Origin of the sequence: Neisseria mucosa (assembly GCF_003044445.1) — a bacterium.
Classification (GTDB): Bacteria; Pseudomonadota; Gammaproteobacteria; order Burkholderiales; family Neisseriaceae; genus Neisseria; species Neisseria mucosa_A.
Map to the genome: position 1 here is coordinate 190,425 of NZ_POWX01000001.1, position 18,423 is coordinate 208,847.

At 52.1% G+C, this 18,423-nt stretch carries 19 protein-coding genes; 5 read left to right on the forward strand and 14 right to left on the reverse strand.

Annotation, left to right across the window (positions count from 1 at the left end):
* Nucleotides 1-115 precede the first annotated feature (115 nt).
* From DBY90_RS01030 to DBY90_RS01045, 4 genes are all read right to left on the reverse strand, one after another.
* A complete protein-coding gene (locus tag DBY90_RS01030) occupies nucleotides 116-448 on the reverse strand; it encodes a zinc ribbon domain-containing protein YjdM (RefSeq protein ID WP_070493535.1) in 333 nt (110 codons plus the stop codon).
* A gap of 286 nt (nucleotides 449-734) precedes the next feature.
* Nucleotides 735-1,460 (reverse strand): septal ring lytic transglycosylase RlpA family protein, encoded by a 726-nt coding sequence (locus DBY90_RS01035; RefSeq protein WP_003741901.1) that lies wholly within the window; start codon nucleotides 1,458-1,460, stop codon nucleotides 735-737.
* 147 nt (nucleotides 1,461-1,607) lie between these two features.
* Nucleotides 1,608-2,072 (reverse strand): tRNA (uridine(34)/cytosine(34)/5-carboxymethylaminomethyluridine(34)-2'-O)-methyltransferase TrmL, encoded by a 465-nt coding sequence (trmL, locus tag DBY90_RS01040; protein WP_003755921.1) that lies wholly within the window; start codon nucleotides 2,070-2,072, stop codon nucleotides 1,608-1,610.
* Nucleotides 2,073-2,136: 64 nt separating this feature from the next.
* Entirely contained in the window at nucleotides 2,137-2,874 is a 738-nt protein-coding gene (locus DBY90_RS01045) for a ComF family protein (RefSeq protein ID WP_070493550.1), read from the reverse strand.
* Between the two features lie 13 nt (nucleotides 2,875-2,887).
* Here DBY90_RS01045 and bioH point away from each other — a divergent pair, with 13 nt between their 5' ends.
* Together bioH and DBY90_RS01055 are read left to right on the forward strand one after the other, a co-directional pair.
* Nucleotides 2,888-3,634 (forward strand): pimeloyl-ACP methyl ester esterase BioH, encoded by a 747-nt coding sequence (bioH, locus tag DBY90_RS01050; protein ID WP_070493538.1) that lies wholly within the window; start codon nucleotides 2,888-2,890, stop codon nucleotides 3,632-3,634.
* 334 nt (nucleotides 3,635-3,968) lie between these two features.
* Entirely contained in the window at nucleotides 3,969-4,757 is a 789-nt protein-coding gene (locus DBY90_RS01055; protein WP_070493541.1) for a class I SAM-dependent methyltransferase, read from the forward strand.
* A 322-nt stretch (nucleotides 4,758-5,079) separates the two neighbouring features.
* Here the strand turns inward: DBY90_RS01055 and msrAB are convergent, their stop codons facing one another.
* Nucleotides 5,080-6,648 carry a bifunctional peptide-methionine (S)-S-oxide reductase MsrA/peptide-methionine (R)-S-oxide reductase MsrB gene (gene msrAB, locus DBY90_RS01060; protein WP_070493544.1) on the reverse strand — a complete coding sequence of 523 codons (1,569 nt, stop codon included), beginning with the start codon at nucleotides 6,646-6,648 and terminating at the stop codon, nucleotides 5,080-5,082.
* Between the two features lie 145 nt (nucleotides 6,649-6,793).
* Between msrAB and ftsY the strand changes: the two genes are divergently transcribed.
* Entirely contained in the window at nucleotides 6,794-8,239 is a 1,446-nt protein-coding gene (gene ftsY, locus DBY90_RS01070; RefSeq protein WP_070493547.1) for a signal recognition particle-docking protein FtsY, read from the forward strand.
* 142 nt (nucleotides 8,240-8,381) lie between these two features.
* Here the strand turns inward: ftsY and DBY90_RS01075 are convergent, their stop codons facing one another.
* The 5 genes from DBY90_RS01075 to recQ form a co-directional block, all read right to left on the reverse strand.
* A complete protein-coding gene (locus DBY90_RS01075; protein ID WP_070491665.1) occupies nucleotides 8,382-9,068 on the reverse strand; it encodes an HvfC family RiPP maturation protein in 687 nt (228 codons plus the stop codon).
* Nucleotides 9,058-9,900 carry an HvfB family MNIO-type RiPP peptide maturase gene (locus tag DBY90_RS01080; RefSeq protein WP_070491667.1) on the reverse strand — a complete coding sequence of 281 codons (843 nt, stop codon included), beginning with the start codon at nucleotides 9,898-9,900 and terminating at the stop codon, nucleotides 9,058-9,060. The genes DBY90_RS01075 and DBY90_RS01080 overlap by 11 nt, the downstream gene beginning before the upstream one ends.
* Before the next feature lie 107 nt (nucleotides 9,901-10,007).
* Nucleotides 10,008-10,319 carry an HvfA family oxazolone/thioamide-modified RiPP metallophore gene (locus DBY90_RS01085; RefSeq protein WP_049231310.1) on the reverse strand — a complete coding sequence of 104 codons (312 nt, stop codon included), beginning with the start codon at nucleotides 10,317-10,319 and terminating at the stop codon, nucleotides 10,008-10,010.
* 81 nt (nucleotides 10,320-10,400) lie between these two features.
* Nucleotides 10,401-10,856, reverse strand: coding sequence for an HvfX family Cu-binding RiPP maturation protein (locus tag DBY90_RS01090; protein ID WP_070491668.1), 456 nt, complete (start codon nucleotides 10,854-10,856; stop codon nucleotides 10,401-10,403).
* 177 nt (nucleotides 10,857-11,033) lie between these two features.
* Complete coding sequence (gene recQ / locus DBY90_RS01095; protein ID WP_070491670.1) at nucleotides 11,034-13,346, reverse strand: DNA helicase RecQ; 2,313 nt, start codon at nucleotides 13,344-13,346, stop codon at nucleotides 11,034-11,036.
* A gap of 398 nt (nucleotides 13,347-13,744) precedes the next feature.
* On the opposite strand from recQ, the gene DBY90_RS01100 reads away from it, so the two are divergent.
* Complete coding sequence (locus DBY90_RS01100) at nucleotides 13,745-14,191, forward strand: surface-adhesin E family protein (protein WP_003743578.1); 447 nt, start codon at nucleotides 13,745-13,747, stop codon at nucleotides 14,189-14,191.
* 191 nt (nucleotides 14,192-14,382) lie between these two features.
* Here the strand turns inward: DBY90_RS01100 and DBY90_RS01105 are convergent, their stop codons facing one another.
* Both DBY90_RS01105 and purD read right to left on the reverse strand, forming a co-directional pair.
* On the reverse strand, nucleotides 14,383-14,952 hold the full coding sequence (locus DBY90_RS01105) for an L-threonylcarbamoyladenylate synthase (RefSeq protein WP_070491673.1): 570 nt from the start codon (nucleotides 14,950-14,952) through the stop codon (nucleotides 14,383-14,385).
* 55 nt (nucleotides 14,953-15,007) lie between these two features.
* Nucleotides 15,008-16,279 (reverse strand): phosphoribosylamine--glycine ligase, encoded by a 1,272-nt coding sequence (gene purD / locus DBY90_RS01110; RefSeq protein ID WP_070491675.1) that lies wholly within the window; start codon nucleotides 16,277-16,279, stop codon nucleotides 15,008-15,010.
* Nucleotides 16,280-16,437: 158 nt separating this feature from the next.
* Between purD and DBY90_RS01115 the strand changes: the two genes are divergently transcribed.
* The gene (locus DBY90_RS01115; RefSeq protein ID WP_070491677.1) at nucleotides 16,438-16,755 is read left to right on the forward strand and encodes a DUF4298 domain-containing protein; all 318 of its coding nucleotides are present in this window, start codon (nucleotides 16,438-16,440) and stop codon (nucleotides 16,753-16,755) included.
* Nucleotides 16,756-16,808: 53 nt separating this feature from the next.
* Here the strand turns inward: DBY90_RS01115 and DBY90_RS01120 are convergent, their stop codons facing one another.
* Nucleotides 16,809-17,420 carry an IMPACT family protein gene (locus DBY90_RS01120; protein WP_070491679.1) on the reverse strand — a complete coding sequence of 204 codons (612 nt, stop codon included), beginning with the start codon at nucleotides 17,418-17,420 and terminating at the stop codon, nucleotides 16,809-16,811.
* A 62-nt stretch (nucleotides 17,421-17,482) separates the two neighbouring features.
* Nucleotides 17,483-18,418: an electron transfer flavoprotein subunit alpha/FixB family protein gene (locus tag DBY90_RS01125; RefSeq protein WP_070491681.1), complete on the reverse strand. Its 936-nt coding sequence runs from the start codon at nucleotides 18,416-18,418 to the stop codon at nucleotides 17,483-17,485.
* Nucleotides 18,419-18,423 lie beyond the last annotated feature (5 nt).

The following is an 18,423-nucleotide window of genomic DNA, read 5'->3' on the forward strand; positions in this document are numbered from 1 at the left end:
TAATACACTATAAAAAGGCGAAAACCGTTTGAAAGCAACCCTTACGGAGACAAGTAGCTTTACAAACGGTTTTCAGGTCGGCCTAGCGACCCACCAGCAGGCAATTATACCAACATCATACCTTTTTGACAAACTCTGATTTCAAATTCATCGCGCTGCCGTCGATTTTGCAACCGATATTGTGGTCGCCTTCTTGCAGGCGTATGCCTTTTACCTTAGTTCCTTGCTTGATAACCATGGAGCTGCCTTTGACTTTGAGGTCTTTAATCAGGACAACGGTGTCGCCGTCTTGCAACACGGCGCCGTTGGCATCTTTGACGCTCAGGGTTTCTTCGGCGGCTTCGCCGTCGTTTTCCGTCCATTCAAACGCGCATTCGGGGCAGATGTATTGGCTGCCGTCTTCGTAGGTGTATTCGGATTGGCATTGCGGGCAAGGTGGGAGTGACATGGTGGGGATTCCTTTGGTTGAGAAGCGGGGGATTATAAGGGAAAGGATGCAAGGATACGACGGCTTTGTATAGTGAATTAACTTTAAATCAGGACAAGGCGACGAAGCCGCAGACAGTACAGATAGTACGGAACCGATTCACTTGGTGCTTCAGCACCTTAGAGAATCGTTCTCTTTGAGCTAAGGCGAGGCAACGCCGTACTGGTTTAAAGTTAATCCACTATACCTATGCTTCAATACAAAACGACCTGTCTTGCAACAGGTCGTCTGAAAACACGGATGCGGCTTAGAGGGACAGCGAAGCTGCCTGAATCAGACCGCGTGCTTTGGCTTCGGCTTCGGCGGCACGTTCTTGCGAGGTGAACGGACCCATTTTGACGACGTATTCGTAGTCGCGTTTCTCCATGGAAACTTTCGGATTCATTTTGCCGTAAGAAAGGTTTACCGCAGCTTGGTTCATATAGGCTTGCGCTTCGCGCTCGGTACCGAAGGATTTCAAATCGACGAAAATGTCTTGGCCGTTGTAGGCTTGGGCGCTTTGACCCGGAACGATTTGCTCGACTTTGACATGTGCCGTGCCTTGGTTGATGAAACCCAATTGTTGGGCGGCAGCTTTGGACACGTCGATCACACGGTTGCCGTGGAAAGGGCCGCGGTCGTTGACGCGGACGATGACGCTTTTACCGTTTTTGGTGTTGGTCACACGGGCGTAGCTGGGAATGGGGAGGGTTTTGTGGGCGGCGGTCAGGGCGTTCATATTGTAACGCTCGCCACTGGAGGTTTTACGGCCGTGGAACTGGCTGCCGTACCATGAGGCGTTGCCGGTTTGGCTGAAGTTGGATACTTTGGTCATCGGCGTGTAGCGTTTGCCGGCGACTTTGTAGCTGCGGTTTGCTGAGGAACTCAGCTTCTCGGCGCGGACGATGGAGTCGGCTGAGGCGGAATGAATGGAAAGGATGCTGATTGCAACAGCAGTTAGGGTGGAGAAAAGGGTGGTTTTAGATAAAGTCAAAACGTAGTCCGTTCTAGAGTTGATAACGCGGCGGGATGGCTCCCAGGCGGTTTCAGACGACGTATTGGCAGTTTGACAAAAACCAAGCTGTTAAACAGTATCGCCTTGGTTTTTGTCAAACGGCTCAGGGAGACTCCCTTGCGGATGTTATACACCGCCTGCGTAACCGTTTTGCCGCCATGCTTCAAACAGAATCACGGCGACAGTGTTGGAAAGATTCATACTCCGGCTGCCGGGCTTCATGGGCAGGCGCAGCTTTTGCCCTTCGGGCAGGGTGTCGAGGATTTCGGCGGGCAGGCCGCGTGTCTCGGGACCGAACAAAAAGACATCGCCCTCAACAAAGGAAACTTCGTTGGGACGGGTTTTGCCTTTGGTGGTCAGCGCGAAAATGCGGCGCCCTTCCAAGGCTTTGAGACAATCTTCGAAATTCTCGTGTACCGTCAGTTTTGCAAACTCGTGATAATCCAAACCTGCGCGTTTCATTTTTGCCGAATCCAGCGGAAAACCGAGCGGCTTGACCAGATGCAAATCGGCTCCGGTGTTGGCGCACAATCGGATGATATTGCCCGTATTGGGCGGGATTTCGGGTTGGTACAAAACTATGGTAAACATATAAATCAATCACTTATAGAGCGGCATAATGCCGAAATGTTCCGTAGGTGTCAAAAACTTTAAGCTATTTTTTCATTGGCGGACGCGCCAAACTCCAGCAAAAAATCTTGCCTGCGCCTGATTTTTTCAGCGTCTGCGCCAATTCGTTCAGCGTCGAGCCGGTGGTGAACACATCGTCGATTAACAAAATATTACAGTTTTTCGAGATATGACCATTGATTTCAAAAGCATTTTTTATATTGCGCACCCTGTCTGCGCTTTTCAGCGTGCTTTGCGGCTCGCGATGTCGTCTGAAAACCGTCCGTCGCGGCAACAGCGTCCAGCCGTAATGTTCGGACAGAATATCCGCCAATTCCTCGCTTTGGTTGAAGCCGCGATGCAGCCGCCTTTCCTTGCTCAACGGCACGGGCAGCACAAAATCAAAATGCTCCGTTTCCAGCCAGTCGGGCGCATGTCGGCGCATCAGTTCCGCCAGCGGACGGCTCATGCCGAGGTCTGCCAAATGCTTCAACGCGCGTATCATACTGCTTACGGGCGGCTCATAATACAGCGAAGCCCACATCCGCTCAAATGCCGGCGGCTTCTTCTGGCAGCCGCCGCACACCGCCCCGCCCTGTATCGGGCGGAAACACAAAGGGCAACTGTTTGCCGCGTCCGTAAAAAATTCTTCCAAGTCCGCCGCACAGCCGTCGCAAAAACCGCCATACGGTCGGGTTTCGCACGCTGAAACTAAGGCGTGGCATAATACGCAACGGCTTTTGTTCCGCCATCCCGCATTGCGCCACCAAGAAAACACATCCATAGAGAAAACAGCCATGCCGCACTCCGCCAAAAAAGTTTATCTGATACACGGCTGGGCAGCGAACCACCACGTCTTCGACGACCTCATCCCGCGCCTGCCTGCCGATTGGGACATCCGCGCCCTCGACCTGCCCGGACACGGCGACGCGCCCTTTGCCGAAAACTTCAACATCGCCGCCATTGCCGAAGCCTTCGCCGAAGAAATCGACACACCAGCCCACATCCTCGGTTGGTCGCTCGGCGGCTTGGTCGCGCTCCATCTCGCCGCACGCCGTCCCGACAAAGTCCGTTCGCTCTGCCTGACCGCAAGTTTCGCCCGCCTGACCGCCGACGCGGACTACCCCGAAGGCCTGTCCAATCCCGCTTTGGGCAAGATGGTCGGCGCGTTTCGGCAGGATTATGCCAAACATATCAAACAGTTTCTACAATTACAGTTGCTGCATACACCAAACGCCGCCGAAATCATCGGCAACATCCTGCCCGACCTCTCCCGCCACGGCGCACCGCCCGCCCTGCAAGCCGCGTTGGATGCCGTCAACCAAGCCGATGCACGCCCCCTGCTTTCGAGCATCCAAGCCCCATCGCTTTTAGTGTTCGGACAAAAAGACGCCATCACCCCGCCGCGCATGGGCGAATACCTCAACCGCCACCTGGCGGACAGCGAATTGGTCTTGATGGAAAAAGCGGCACATGCCCCATTTTTGAGCCACGCCGACGAATTTGCCGAACGCTACCGCGATTTTGTTGAAAAGGTCGTCTGAAAAGGCATACTTTGATTTCTGTACAAATATGAATTTGGAAATTAAGGATTTAAATTAAGGATTAAGGAAATTTTTCTATTTTTAATAGATTAAAATGGCAGAAAACCCGTTTCGTCATTCCCGCGCAGGCGGGAATCCAGAAATTTGAAATGACGGTAACCTTTGAATATTTCTGAAAACTAGAGGTCTGGATTCCCGCCTGCGCGGGAATGACGGCATACGAGGATTAGAGTAGTTTTCGAAATGCGGCATAAGAACATAGAACCGCCACTCCTATACAAACATCAATAACGGTACTACCCCTTCAAAAAAAGAAAAAAAGGTCGTCTGAAACATGAACCCCCAAGACAAACGCTGGCAAATCCACCGCCATCTCGCCCAAGACACCGACGAGCGGCTGCAAATCGTCCGCCACGCGCCCAAGCGCGTCCTGCTGGTCGGTGCGGACGCGGACATCAGCCGCAGCCTGCTTGCCGCGCGCTATCCGAACGCGGCATTCGAAGAATACGACCCGCGCGCCGACTTCCTCCAAACCGCCGCAGCCGCGCGCAAAAGCGGTTTTTGGCAAAAGCTCACCGGCAAAACCGTCCCGCAACACTGCCAAGCCCTAACCGACCCGCTGCCCGAAGCCGCTGCCGATATGTTGTGGGCGAACCTCAGTCTGCCCCGCGCGGACGAAATCCTGCCCGTCCTGAAAAATTGGGCAAACGCCTTGAAAACAGACGGTTTATTATTCTTCACCCATTTCGGCCGCGACAGCCTGAGCGAGCTGACGGGTCGTCTGAAAAGCGTGGGGATAGCCTGTGAAACGCCGACCTTAATCGATATGCACGACCTCGGCGACATGCTTGCCGACAACGGTTTCTACGACCCCGTTACCGATACCGCCAAGCTCGAATTGAGCTACCGCAAGGCAACGACGTTCCGACAGGACATGGAAACCTTAGGGCTGTGGCACGCCTTGAAATTCAGCGACGCCCAAGCGGCTGAAGCGTTTGTGGATAAGATTTTTGAAACCGAAGGCGGTCTGACCGTTACGCTCGAAACCGTGTACGGCCATGCTGTGAAAAAATTGACGCTGCCCGAGGGGGAAAATGTGGTGCGGTTTTATCCGAAAGGCTGAACGGTTTGTCAAAACAAATGAAAGGTCGTCTGAAAACGTCTAACGAATGGTGTTAAAACGTTTTCAGACGACCTTTCTTCCTTAGCTGATTCATTCAACTTTCAATACGCCTTCCCATCGGCTGTCATTTTCACGCAGGCGGGAATCCAGAGGCTTGAAATGACGGAAACCGCGAAACATTTCTGAACATCGAAGCCTAGATTCTCTCGCCTGAGCGGGAATGGCGCTATGCACGTTTCTTATTTCGATTCACTAAAATTTGCGGGTCGGGTATTCCTACCCGACCCGCCGTTTTCAGACGACCTTTCGTACTGTCGCGGCTTTATTTCACTTTGCCTTTCAACGCGCCGTAGCCTGCCGCGTCCATTTGTTCCAGCGGGATGAATTTCAAACTTGCGCCGTTGATGCAGTAGCGCAATCCGCCTTTGTCTTGCGGACCGTCGGCGAAGACGTGTCCCAAGTGCGAATCGGCGGCATGGCTGCGTACTTCGGTGCGGCGCATGTTGTAAGTGAAATCGTCGTGTTCGGTAACGGCGGCGGCGTTAATCGGGCGGGTGAAGCTCGGCCAGCCGCAGCCGGAATCGAATTTGTCGGCGGAGCTGAACAAGGGTTCGCCGCTGACGACGTCCACATAAATGCCGGGTTTGAACAGATGGTCGTATTCGTGGCTGAAGGCGTATTCGGTCGCGCTTTTTTGGGTAACCTGGTATTGCTCTTCGGTCAGGATGCGTTTGAGTTCGGCATCGCTAGGTTTTTTATACGTTGCCGCGTCGAAGCCTTTGCCTTGCGGGGCGGCTTTGGTTTTGCCCGGCAGCGGTTCGTCGGCTTTGCGGATGTCGATGTGGCAGTAGCCGTTGGGGTTTTTAATCAGGTAGTCCTGATGGTATTCCTCGGCATCGTAGAAGTTTTTCAGCGGCTCGTTTTCGACGACGAGGGGCTGTTGGTATTTTTGCTGCTCGCGTTTGAGGGCGGCCGCGATGACGGCTTTTTCGGCGGGGTCGGTGTAGTACACGCCGCTGCGGTATTGCGTGCCGGTGTCGTTGCCTTGTTTGTTGAGGCTGGTCGGGTCAACGACGCGGAAATAGTATTGCAGGATGTCGTCGAGGCTGAGTTTGTCGGCATCGTAGGTGACTTTGACGGTCTCGGCATGGCCCGTATCGCGGTAGGACACGTCTTCGTAGCTCGGGTTTTTTGTTTTGCCGTTGGCGTAGCCGGATACGGCGTCAACCACGCCGTCTATGCGTTGGAAATAGGCTTCCAAACCCCAGAAGCAGCCGCCTGCGAGGTAGATGGTACGCGTGTTCATGATTTTTGAATCCTTTTTCTGTGTGTCGGGTTTGTAGAACGAATTTTTCAGACGGCCTAAATCGGCATTCGGGTCGCGGATTAACGCCAATGCCTGCGCTTCGTTGATGCTGCCCTTGACGATGCGCTGCACGTCGCCGTCTTTACCGATTAATGCCCACGAAGGGTAAACGCCGATATTCAGGCTTTGGGCGATGGTGCCGCCGTTGTCAGTAACGACGGGCAGCTTAGGATAGTTCAAACCGGCATACCATTTTTGAAAGTCGCCGTCTTTTTTCTCGTGCAGAAAGCCGGGCGACGCGACGGTAATCAGGTTGGCGGAGCTGAACCGCTTGTCCTGCGCCCATTTTTCGGTCTGCCCCAATTCGGACAAACACAAAGGACACCAGCTCGCCCAGAATTTAATCAAGGTCGGTTTGTCTTTTTTCAAGTAAACGCTGGCGGGGCGATTGTCCGCGGTTTTCAAAGTGGACAAAGTGTGCGGCACGGTCGCGGCTTCGGCATCGGCGATTTTGGGCGAACAGGCACCCAGCGCAAACAGGCAGCCGAACTTGGCGCAAAGGGAAAAGAAGGTACGGGGTTTCATCTCTATGTTTCCTGTGTGGACGGTTTGTATTATTAGACGTTGAAGATGCCAAAACCTTACAGCCTGGATTTTCAGACGACCTTGCCACGTAAAATACGCTACAATACGCTCTATTTCAAGTTTCTAAAATTAAAAGGAAAATTCAATGTTCAACTTCTTCCGCCGCAAGAAAAAACAGGAAACGCCCGCTCAAGAAGAAACCCGTATTCAGGAAACCGCCGCCGAAGCCGTAGAACGCGTCGAAACCACCGTTTCGCAAACGCTTGAAACGGTTCAGGAAAACATCGGTGAAAAAGCGGAAGAGCTGACGGCGGCAGTCGAAACGGCGGTAGAAAGTGCAAAAGAGCGCGCCGAAGAAATCCGCGAGACCGTAGTTGAACATGTTTCCGAAACGGTCGAACACGTCCGCGAGGCAATCAGCGAAACGTCGTCTGAAACGGTCGAAAAAGTGGAAGAGCGTGTTGAAGCCGCTCGCGAAACCGTTGCCGAAAATGTTTCCGCCGCGGTCGAACACGTCCATGAAGCAGTCAGCGAAGGGTCGTCTGAAACCGCAGAAACTGTCGAAACCGTAGAAATCCAAGCTGAAGCCGCGCCTGCAACATCCGAAGAACATTCCGTGCAAACCCTTGAAAATACAGCCGTCGCAACGTCGTCTGAAACCTCCGAACTGTCCGAACCCAAACTCGGCTGGGCGGCGCGTTTGAAACAAGGTTTGACCAAATCGCGCGACAAAATGGCGAAATCGCTGGCGGGCGTGTTCGGCGGCGGGCAAATCGACGAAGATTTGTACGAAGAGCTGGAAACCGTGTTGATTACCAGCGACATGGGCATAGAAGCGACGGAATACCTAATGAAAGACGTGCGCAACCGCGTCAGCCTCAAAGGGCTGAAAGACGGCAACGAATTACGCGGCGCGTTGAAAGAAGCTTTGTACGATCTGATTAAGCCGTTGGAAAAACCATTGGTCTTGCCCGAAACGAAAGAGCCGTTCGTCATCATGCTGGCGGGCATCAACGGCGCGGGCAAAACCACCTCCATCGGCAAACTCGCCAAATATTTCCAAGCGCAGGGCAAATCCGTGCTGCTTGCCGCAGGCGATACCTTCCGCGCCGCCGCCCGCGAGCAGCTTCAAGCATGGGGCGAACGCAACAACGTAACCGTCATCTCCCAAACCACGGGCGATTCCGCCGCCGTCTGCTTCGATGCCGTCCAAGCCGCCAAAGCGCGCGGTATCGACATCGTGCTTGCCGATACCGCCGGCCGCCTGCCCACGCAGCTTCATTTGATGGAAGAAATCAAAAAAGTGAAGCGCGTGCTGCAAAAAGCGATGCCTGACGCGCCGCACGAAATCATCGTCGTGCTCGATGCCAACATCGGGCAAAACGCCGTCAACCAAGTCAAAGCCTTCGATGAGGCGCTGGGTCTAACCGGCTTAATCGTAACCAAACTCGACGGCACGGCAAAAGGCGGCATTCTCGCCGCGCTTGCTTCCGACCGCCCCGTCCCCGTCCGCTACATCGGCGTGGGCGAAGGCATAGACGATTTGCGCCCGTTTAACGCACGCGCGTTTGTGGACGCATTGCTCGATTGATACTACCGCACGGTAAAACAGTAAAGAAGAAGGTCGTCTGAAAAGTTTTCAGACGACCTTCTTCTTTTTGAGGCTGCCCTAGCATATACGGCAGCTCCGCTAATACATTGCTCTCGAAATGCGAATCTTGATTGCCATCGGCTTATGCAACAACCAAAATACCTTGTTCCAGCCAGTCCGCCCATTTTTGCCTTAATGCATCCTGCCAGCCGTTTTCAGACGACATAAACTCTGCCAGCATGGCTTGCAGTCCGTTCAGGGAGGCGGGCGTGTCTGCCAACGTTTCCAGCAATAATGCGTCGAAATCGTCGAGAGTTTGGTACATCACGTCGTCTTCGCTGTTACGCCACACCAAAACGGCGGTTTCGATCACCTGCAATTCGTCGGTAACGTCGTAGTGGTAACGGCGGACGAAGGCGGCGGGAGAAAGGGTGTATGCCAAATCGTCTGAATCGGCGGGCGGGGTTTGGCTGTCGGTTTGGGCGACTTCGGCGAGCAGTTGGGTGTGTTCAAAGTCCATCAGTGCCAAGAGGTCGTCTGAAAGCGGCAGGCTCTGGCAGTATTGGAGAAACTCGCCGGCAATTTCTTGAAAATAAGGGGTTTGCGCGCGCGCGTCCCGGATGAAACCTTCTTTCAGACGACCCCATTCTCCGCTGTCGAGATATTGCGGCGTTTCGGTATAACAGCGGTCGATGAAGCTGTGGATATTGTTGCGTATCAGGCGGATATAGACGTTCAGGCGGTCTTGCGGCAAGCCGGCGGCGGCTTCTCCCTCGCGTATGGCTTGGGCAAAGCGGTGTTGGTATTGGGCGGAGGTTTCAGGCTGCACGGCGGTATTCCTTTCCGGCATGCGTTTGATATTCGGCGATTTTAGCGACTTCGGCTTCGAGTTCGGCAAAAGGCGGGAAATTGAAATCGCGTTCCAACAGGGTGGGCGGAATGGTCGGCAGCTTGGTGTAGGCGAGTTCGAGCAAGTCCCAAACGGTCGGTAAGACCGCCGCACCGTGGGTATCAATCAACAATTCGGGCGTTTCGACATCGTGTCCGGCAATGTGGATGTAACACACGCGCTCTGCGTCAACGTTTTCCAAAAAGGCTTCGGGTGACAACAGTCCGTGATTGACTGCGTTGACGTAGATATTGTTCACATCGAGATGAATGCCGCAGTCGGCTTCACGGGCAACGGCGTTGAGAAACTCGACTTCGTTCATTTCGGCAAGCGGGGAATGCAGGTAGTAGGAGGTGTTTTCTACGGCGATGCGGCAGCCCAATCGGTCTTGCACTTCGCGGATACGCTGCGCGGTATGCCGCACCATTTCTTCGGTGAAGGGCAGCGGTAACAGGTCGTAGAGATGACCGCCGTCATGGCAGTAGCTCAAATGGTCGGAGAAAAACGTGCAATCGTAACGGCGCATCATTTCTTTGATGCCGTCTATCAAGGCGGTATCCAGCGGGGCTTGTCCGCCCAGCGACATGGATAATCCGTGCAACGCCAGCGGCAGCCGTTCCGCCACGCGATCAAACTGTTTACGCGCCCTGCCGCCCATTTTCAGCCAGTTTTCGGGGGCGGCTTCGATAAAGCGTATCGGACTGTCGTCTGAAAGCGAGAGGAAGTCTTCCGCCAAGTCGCGGCGGTAGCCTAAGCCTGCGTGTTGAATCATGATGTTGCTCCGTTTTGGATGGTGTTCCGACAGTTTTGGTACGAAATGGCTGTCAAAATCATATAAAAAGCCGCATTTATCAATAAAATGCGGCTTTTTGTTCTAAATTATTTAGAACCGCATTTGCCTTCGCCGCATTTGCCTTCAACTGCTTTGGCTTTGGCTTTTGCTGCTTTGGCGTTTTTAGCGGGGGCTTTTTTCACGGTTGAACCGCATTTACCCTCGCCACATTTGCCTTCGCCTGCTTTAGAAGCAGCAGCACCGCATGAACCTTCAGCAGCTTTAGCCGCACCGCAAGAGCCTTGGGCAGATTTTTGAACGCCTGCTTTGCTGCTTACCGGTTTGTCAGCGGCAACAACGCCGGCAGCCAAAGACAAAGACAAAGCACCTGCAAGGGCAGCGGCTACATTTTTTTTCATATTGATTTCCTTTTCAAAGTATCAAGTTAAACAAATTAAGAATTTGAGTTGGCGCGTTTAAAGTCCGCTCCCCGACCTTTTTCATTGATTTCCGACGCGGCATTTCGGGCAAAAACGTTTTTTCAACAGCGCATCCAGCGATAAACAGCCCGCACCTTGAAGCAGAATCGGGATTAAAACCACGATATAAATCAAAGCCATTTTATAGCCGTTGTCGCAGACATTATAACCCGCACCGGCATGGACTGCCGCCCACGCCACCCCTGTTACAATGATCAATCCCAAGGCGGACAGGCGGGTCGCCAGTCCTAAAAGCAGCAAAACCGGAAAAACCAGCTCCGCCCACATCGCCAAGTTCCAATTCGCGCTGTCGGGCAGTAAATTGAACGGAAAGGGGAATTGGTCGTTGATTTCGGCAAACCAGTTTTCGCCGTTCCATTTCTGCATGCCCGATTCCCAAAATTCGTAAGCGGCAAACAGGCGCAAAACCAATAAACCTAAAGCTGATTGCCACGGGGCTGTGATATTCGTTTTCATGATAACCGTTTCATAAAATCATTTCATGCCCGATTAGACGCGGCAGCTTGAAAATGCTTACAAGCCAATTGAAAAAATTTTGTTTGTTATTGTTTTATAAAGATATTAATATTGAGAAGGTCGTCTGAAACAGGTTTTCAAGGTTTCAGACGACCTTTTTCTATATCTTTTAAACCGTCAATCCGCCGTGCAGATTTCTACGATTTCTTCACCGTATTTGTCCAACCATTCTTCGCTCACGTCATCAATTTTGGAAAGCTCAATTAAGGTTTGCGGCCGGGCTTTGGCGATGGCGCGTAAAGTCTGTTTTTTGGCGACGGCGTGCATCTCTCCACCTTCATATCGGGCGGTATCGAGACACCATTGGAACAGGCGGCGGGCGAGCTGGCGTTCTGCCTGTTTCGGCTCGGAAAGCCCGTCTGCGTAAGGGCGGCAGATGTCGAGTATTGCCTGCCCGTATTGGGCAATTCTTTCGCTGCCAATACCGTAGATACCGAGCAGGTCGGCTTCTTCGGCGGGCGTGAAGACGACAAGGTCGGTCAGGCTGATGTTGGAAAGGACTTTGCCCAAGGCGCATTGTTTGGCGGCTGCCTGCTCGGCACGCCAAGTTTCCAGCTTTTGCTGTAATTGCTGTTCGCGCTCGGTTTGGGGGGTAAATAGGGGTTCTTCGTTGCCCGTTTGTCTGCTTTGGTTTTCGGCTGCGTTCCCGCAGACATTGAGGATGTCGATGCCGAATTTGTTGATTTTCGCCTCACCCAAACCGTAGATTTGGTGCAAATCTTCCAGCGTTTGCGGCATTTTTTCGACGATGTCGCGCAGGGTTTTGTCGCCGCAGACAACGTAGGCGGGAACTTCCTCGGCATGGGCGCGCTGCTGCCGCCAATGCCGCAATGCCTGCCATAGGCGTTCTTCGCGTTCGGTACGCAGCCAGTTGTCTTTGGGCTTTTGAGTGGCGGCTTTTTCGCGGCGCAACGGGCGCAACATGACTTCGGTTTCGCCTTTGAGGACTTTTTTTGCGGCTTCAGTCAGTTGCAATGCCTGATATTGGGCGACGTTGACGGTGAGGTAGCCGAGGCTGATGCATTGGCGGATGACGCTGCGCCATTCTTTGTCGGTTTGCCCACTGCCGATGCCGAAGGTGGAGAGTTTGTCGTGGCCGTTGCGCTGTATCCAGTCATCGCTTTTACCGCGCAGCAGGTTGGTGATATAGCCGGCGGCAAAGCGTTGTCCGGCGCGATACACGCAACTGAGGAGCTTTTGTACGAGGACGGTACCGTCGAAGCGTACGGGCGGATGCAGGCAGTTGTCGCAATGGCCGCAAGGGGCGGATTCTTCTCCGAAATGTTTGAGCAGGAGGACGCGGCGGCAGGCGGCGGTTTCGCAGACGGAAAGCATGGCATCGAGCTTCTGCATTTCGATTTGTTTCTGCACTTCGTCGCTGTTGCCTTCGGCGATGCGTTCGCGCAGCAATACCCAGTCGTTCAGCCCGTAACACAGCCAACTCACGGCAGGCAGCCCGTCCCGCCCGGCGCGGCCGGATTCTTGGTAGAAATGTTCGACGCTTTGGGGCATATCGAGATGGGCGACGAAGCGCACGTCCGGTTTGTCTATGCCCATACCGAAGGCAACGGTGGCGACGACGATAATGTTGTCTTCGCGGGTAAAACGGCGTTGGTTTGCTTCGCGCACTTCCATGCTCAAGCCGGCATGGTAGGGAATCGCGTCTAATCCGTTTTCGCAGAGGAATTGGGCGATGTCTTCGACTTTTTTGCGGCTGAGGCAATAGACGATGCCGCTTTGCCCTTCCATTTCTTTGCGGATGAAGTCGAGAAGCTGCTTTTTGCCGTTGTTTTTTTCGATAACCTGATAATAGATATTCGGGCGGTCAAAGCTAGAGATGAATTCGGGCGCGTCTTCGAGATGGAGGAAATGTTTGATGTCGGCGCGGGTCGCCGCATCGGCGGTCGCGGTCAGGGCAATGCGCGGCACTTGCGGATAGCGTTCGGCAAGCAGCCCTAATTGCTGGTATTCGGGGCGGAAATCGTGCCCCCATTGGCTGACGCAATGCGCTTCGTCTATGGCGAAAAGGCTGATGGTTTGCTGATCGAGAAAACGCAAGAAACGGTCGGTAACCAGCCGCTCCGGTGCGACGTAGAGCAGTTTCAGACGACCTTGGGCGAGTTTGTCCGCCACTTCGCGGGCTTCTTCCACCGTTGTGCTGCTGTTGACCGCTGCCGCTTCTATGCCTGCGGCGTGCAGGCTCGCCACTTGGTCGTTCATCAGGGCAATCAGCGGCGAAACGACAATGGCGACGCCTTCGCGCATCAGTGCGGGAATTTGGTAACACAGCGACTTGCCCCCGCCCGTCGGCATCAATACCAACAGGCTTCCGCCGCCTGCCAATGTATTGACGACAGCCTCCTGCTTGCCGCGAAATTCGGGATAACCGAATACTTCGTGCAAAATCTGTTGGGCGGAAGGCTGGGGCATGATGGTTCCGTAGGGAGGGAAAAGCGTTATTTTAGCGGTTTTAGACACTGCCTGCATGGGGGATATTTGAGTTGTCCACATGGGGTCGTCTGAAAACGGGTTATGCTTGGTTGGGTATCATGGATTGATTTGTGATTGAGACAAGATGGCGGAACCGCCGACAATGCAGATAGTGAGAAATAGGCTCACGCTTTTCTTTAGAAACGAAGAAAACCGTTCTCTTTAATTTCAGACGAGGCGGCGGCATACTGGTTTCAAGTCAATCGACTAGAAAACCTGTTTTCAGACGACCTTTTCATTTTTTGGCGGTTTTAAGACTTTGCAAAGCCGATTTACTGCCCCGCCGTCTTCGCGCATAATACGGCAGTCTAATAATTTATCCTAAGCAACCGAAACTTATGAACATCAAACACTTTTCCCTTATTTCAACTTTATCCGCAGCCCTGCTCCTGAGCGCCTGTCAGACGACTACGACCACAAGCGGCGGCGTCAGCGGCAACTGGGACAACATCGGTACGATTTCCGAAGGCAATATCAAAGTGGCGATTGATAAAAACAGCATCAAGAAAAACGGCACTTTGGTCACTTTCCGCGATAGAAAAACCGTGTCAAAGATGAAAGAGGAACGCTTCGTCAACACGCCTGCCTACAAAACCGCCATCGGCGACTGGGAAATCCACTGCACCAACAAAACCTACCGCCTGACCGCCTTGCAACTCCTCGACGAACACGGCAAAGAAATTTCCAAACACAGCTACACCGCGACGAATATCCGCCCCATGAGCGTGATGAACGGTACGATTACCGAAAAACAATTCGAAGCCGTATGCGGCAGTAAGCTCTAATACTCAACTTATCTACATACTTATCCACAAGATAGTCAAATCAAAAGGTCGTCTGAAAACCATGAATATGGGGATTCAGACGACCTTTTTGGTTTTTTCGGGAAAGTTATATTCAGGATTATCCACATTTTATTGAATACGAGATTTATCGGTTCAAAGCATAATCCCTAAGCATCACACTCATCCGATTTCTAACGCAAGCGAACGCCCGTTTCCCCATCAATAATCTGGCTCGGCGACTTTTGTTTGCCGATTAAACCGCTGACTACCCATACATTCCTCCCAAACTGCCTTCTTACTTCCCGCTCTGTCCTACATGCGCGTTTACCCGCGCGGTTGCATGAAGTCGAGACCAAAGGCGTTTTCAAAGCCTGACACAAGCGGCGCGCACCTGCATGGGCGGGAACCCTGACCGCCAACTTGCTGCGCCTTTTTCCGCGCAATGCGGGTGAAACGTCAGCAGCCGCTGGAAGCAGAAAGGTTTTGGGCGCAGGCCATTCGTTTCTGAGCATGGTTTGAATGTTTTCAGACGACCTTTTGAGCAGAGGCTGTAATTGCTCCAATTGGTTGCCAATGACAATCATGCCTTTATGTTGTGGTCTTTTTTTCAGATGAATCAGTCGGTTGAGTGCTTTAGGCAAGGTCGGGATACAGCCTATGCCGTAACAGGACTCGGTAGGATAGGCGACCAAGCCGCCTTTTTTAAGATGGGATTGCAGCTTGCGAAGCGTCGGAGCTGAAAGGATTCTGGGGAATAGCATAATAGGGGAGGTCGTCTGAGACACAATCACGTTTTCAGACGACCTGTTTCTTTGATTAACGGTTGATGGCTTTGTCGGCAATGTCTTTACGGTATTGCATGCCGTCAAAGCTGATTTTTTCCAATGCGTTATACGCCTTGGCTTTGGCTTGAGCCACATCGTCGCCCAGACCAACGACACACAATACGCGGCCGCCGTTGGTCAATACGTCGCCTTTCTCGTTTGCCGTTGTGCCTGCGTGGAAAACTTTGCCGATTTGATTGGCAGCAGCCAGACCGGAAATAACATCGCCTTTTTTAGGCGTTTCAGGGTAATTTTGCGCCGCCAGCACCACTCCTACGGCAGTTTGCGGGTTCCATTCTGCGGTTACGCTATCGAGTTTGCCGTCTATTGCCGCTTCGACTAAATCCGCCAAGTCGCTGTTTAGACGACTCATAATCGGCTGGGTTTCTGGATCGCCAAAACGGCAGTTAAACTCAATCGTATAGGGTGCGCCGCTTTTATCAATCATCAAACCTGCGTACAGGAAGCCGGTAAACTCATGCCCTTCTGCTTTCATACCCGCTACGGTCGGCAAAATAATCTCGTTCATCGCGCGCTCGTACACGGCGGGCGTTACCACAGGCGCGGGACTGTACGCGCCCATACCGCCCGTATTCGGGCCTTTGTCGCCGTCTAAAAGACGCTTGTGGTCTTGGCTGGTCGCCATAGGCAACACATAATTGCCATCAACCATGACGATAAAGCTCGCTTCTTCGCCTTGCAGGAAATCTTCAATCACAACACGCGCGCCGGCATTGCCCATTTTGTTGCCCAGCAGCATATCGTCAATCGCAGCATGCGCTTCATCCAAAGTCATTGCCACGATCACACCTTTGCCTGCCGCCAAACCATCGGCTTTGATGACGATGGGCGCACCTTTCTGATTGACGTAATCATGTGCAGCATCGGCGTTTTCAAAGGTTTGATATTGCGCAGTCGGAATATTGTATTTCGCCATAAATGCTTTGGCGAAATCTTTAGAACTTTCCAACTGCGCCGCATATTGTGTCGGACCAAATATTTTCAATCCGGCAGTACGGAAATCATCCACAATACCCGCCGCCAAAGGCGCTTCAGGACCGACGACGGTAAAAGCAATATTTTCTTTGCGGCAGAATTCAATCAAATCCTGATGCGCAGTCAAGGCGATATTTTGGAGCTTGGGTTCAATCGCCGTACCCGCGTTACCGGGCGCAACAAATACTGTTTCCACTTTGGGCGACTGCGCCAATTTCCAAGCCAGCGCGTGTTCGCGACCGCCATTACCGATAACCAGCAGTTTCATGCCATCTCCTTGACAAATATGTACTTTTAACGAAAACTCGACATAAAGGGACTATTGTCCCATTCGAAGAAATTTTGGTGGAATCAAACAAAAGACCGCCTCATTCCACTATGCCAACCTATTTAACTTATCCACAAAATTGAAAAGGACAAGCAGCTATGCAAAAACGTATTGATGAAATCCAAAGCAAATACCGCGAATGGTGTCATTTACTACCGCAATTGGAAGAAGACCTAAAACGCTGGAAACATGCCGTCGCTTTGATTCGCGATATGGACAATTTCTATACCTACGAATATCAGGCTTGCCATCGGGCTATTGAAGATGGAGCGGAGGTGGATTTGCGTACGGAAGGCGAATACAGCATTATGAGTGAAGACGCATTATGGAATGCGCTGGGCGAATTCCATCAATTAGCTTGGCTATATTTGCGCTCCAGCATCGATGCCTTGGACAGATATACGCAAGAAGATTAATGTGCGAAGAGGTCGTCTGAAAACCCTAAGATGCGGATTTTCAGACGACCTTTTCATTCAAAAGGCTTTTCCGTATTTACTTCGATCTGCCGTGTATTCTTCCAAGCCGCAACGCAGGCCTCATAATTAGCCAACGACAAACTTACCGTCAATCGGCAATCCAACTGTAAATCCTGCTCCAATATATCCACCTGATATTGTTTAGCGATGCGTATCGCTTCATTCAAAAATGGATATTCACATTTCAGCCAAACAGTTTTTTCAATATTCTTTTCAACCACTTCCGCAACCGCCAACGCCTGAGCCGTTGCCTCTTTGTATGCGTGAATCAGACCGGGAACACCCAATAAAGTACCGCCGAAATAGCGTACGACCACGACCAAAACATCGGTTACGCCTACCGAATCAATCTGTCCCAAAATTGGTCGCCCAGCGCTTCCTGATGGCTCTCCATCATCGTTGGCGCGAAATTGCATGCCATCCACACCTAAACGATAGGCATAGCACCAGTGTCGCGCTTTATGATGCTCTTCCTTTAACGGATCGAGGTATTTTTTCACATCAGCCAATGTCCGAATCGGATAGGCAAATGCGATAAAACGGCTGCCTTTATCTTTAAACTCAGCCTGCGTTGGGGAAGTAATGGTTTTATAAGTCGTAATCATGCTGAAATGTTTTCAGACGACCTCATGAATAACAAGGTCGTCTGAACGTTTCACGTGAAACATCAATTTTTCAATGCTTCTGTTAATTGTGGGACGATTTCAAATAAATCGCCAACCAATCCGTAATCAGCCACATTGAAAATCGGTGCATCCGCATCTTTGTTGATTGCAACAATCACTTTGCTGTCTTGCATACCCGCAACGTGTTGAATCGCACCTGAAATACCGATTGCAAAATAGAGCTGCGGTGCAACCACTTTACCGGTTTGTCCGACTTGTACGTCATTCGGCGCATATTCGGCATCAACTGCCGCACGGGATGCACCGATTGCCGCACCTAAAACATCCGCCAACGGCGTCAGCACTTCATTGAATTTTTCCGCACTTCCCAACGCGCGGCCACCTGAAACAATGACTTTTGCCTGAGTTAATTCAGGACGATCGGAGTGGGAAAGCTGGCGGTTCACAAAACGACTCAGGTTTTGAGCAGGGGTTGCTTCAACATTAACTGCCTCAGCATTCCCATCTTGCGCCGATGCTGCGTCAAAAGCCGTCGCACGGAAGGTCAGCACCAATTTTTCTGAATCGGCTTGCACGGTTTCAAATGCATTCCCTGCGTAAATAGGGCGCACAAAAGTCGTGTTATCCACAATCTCGGTCAAATCAGAAATTTGCGGTACGTCTAATAAGGCCGCTACGCGAGGCAAAAGGTTTTTACCAAATGTGGTTGCCGTTGCCGCAACATAGCGGTAATCCGCTGCCAATTTAACAACCAATGGAGCCAATTCTTCAGCCAAACCTTCGGCATAATGGGCAGCATCCGCAACCAAAACTTTATCCACACCCGCTACTTGTTTCGCAGATTCCACCACAGCCGATGCGCCGCTTCCGGCAACCAATAAATCGACTTTGCCCAGTTTGGCGGCAGCGGTAACAGCATGCAAAGTGGCAGGATTCAACTGTTTGTTGTCGTGTTCAGCAATAATCAATACGCTCATTTCAG

Coding starts and splice junctions, on each gene's coding strand:
- DBY90_RS01030 (WP_070493535.1), bottom strand. CDS start 448: ATGTCACTCCCACCTTGCCCGCAATGCCAATCCGAATACACCTACGAA.
- trmL (WP_003755921.1), bottom strand. CDS start 2,072: ATGTTTACCATAGTTTTGTACCAACCCGAAATCCCGCCCAATACGGGC.
- DBY90_RS01045 (WP_070493550.1), bottom strand. CDS start 2,874: ATGGATGTGTTTTCTTGGTGGCGCAATGCGGGATGGCGGAACAAAAGC.
- bioH (WP_070493538.1), top strand. CDS start 2,888: ATGCCGCACTCCGCCAAAAAAGTTTATCTGATACACGGCTGGGCAGCG.
- DBY90_RS01055 (WP_070493541.1), top strand. CDS start 3,969: ATGAACCCCCAAGACAAACGCTGGCAAATCCACCGCCATCTCGCCCAA.
- msrAB (WP_070493544.1), bottom strand. CDS start 6,648: ATGAAACCCCGTACCTTCTTTTCCCTTTGCGCCAAGTTCGGCTGCCTG.
- ftsY (WP_070493547.1), top strand. CDS start 6,794: ATGTTCAACTTCTTCCGCCGCAAGAAAAAACAGGAAACGCCCGCTCAA.
- DBY90_RS01080 (WP_070491667.1), bottom strand. CDS start 9,900: ATGATTCAACACGCAGGCTTAGGCTACCGCCGCGACTTGGCGGAAGAC.
- DBY90_RS01085 (WP_049231310.1), bottom strand. CDS start 10,319: ATGAAAAAAAATGTAGCCGCTGCCCTTGCAGGTGCTTTGTCTTTGTCT.
- DBY90_RS01090 (WP_070491668.1), bottom strand. CDS start 10,856: ATGAAAACGAATATCACAGCCCCGTGGCAATCAGCTTTAGGTTTATTG.
- recQ (WP_070491670.1), bottom strand. CDS start 13,346: ATGCCCCAGCCTTCCGCCCAACAGATTTTGCACGAAGTATTCGGTTAT.
- DBY90_RS01100 (WP_003743578.1), top strand. CDS start 13,745: ATGAACATCAAACACTTTTCCCTTATTTCAACTTTATCCGCAGCCCTG.
- DBY90_RS01105 (WP_070491673.1), bottom strand. CDS start 14,952: ATGCTATTCCCCAGAATCCTTTCAGCTCCGACGCTTCGCAAGCTGCAA.
- purD (WP_070491675.1), bottom strand. CDS start 16,279: ATGAAACTGCTGGTTATCGGTAATGGCGGTCGCGAACACGCGCTGGCT.
- DBY90_RS01115 (WP_070491677.1), top strand. CDS start 16,438: ATGCAAAAACGTATTGATGAAATCCAAAGCAAATACCGCGAATGGTGT.
- DBY90_RS01120 (WP_070491679.1), bottom strand. CDS start 17,420: ATGATTACGACTTATAAAACCATTACTTCCCCAACGCAGGCTGAGTTT.
- DBY90_RS01125 (WP_070491681.1), bottom strand. CDS start 18,418: ATGAGCGTATTGATTATTGCTGAACACGACAACAAACAGTTGAATCCT.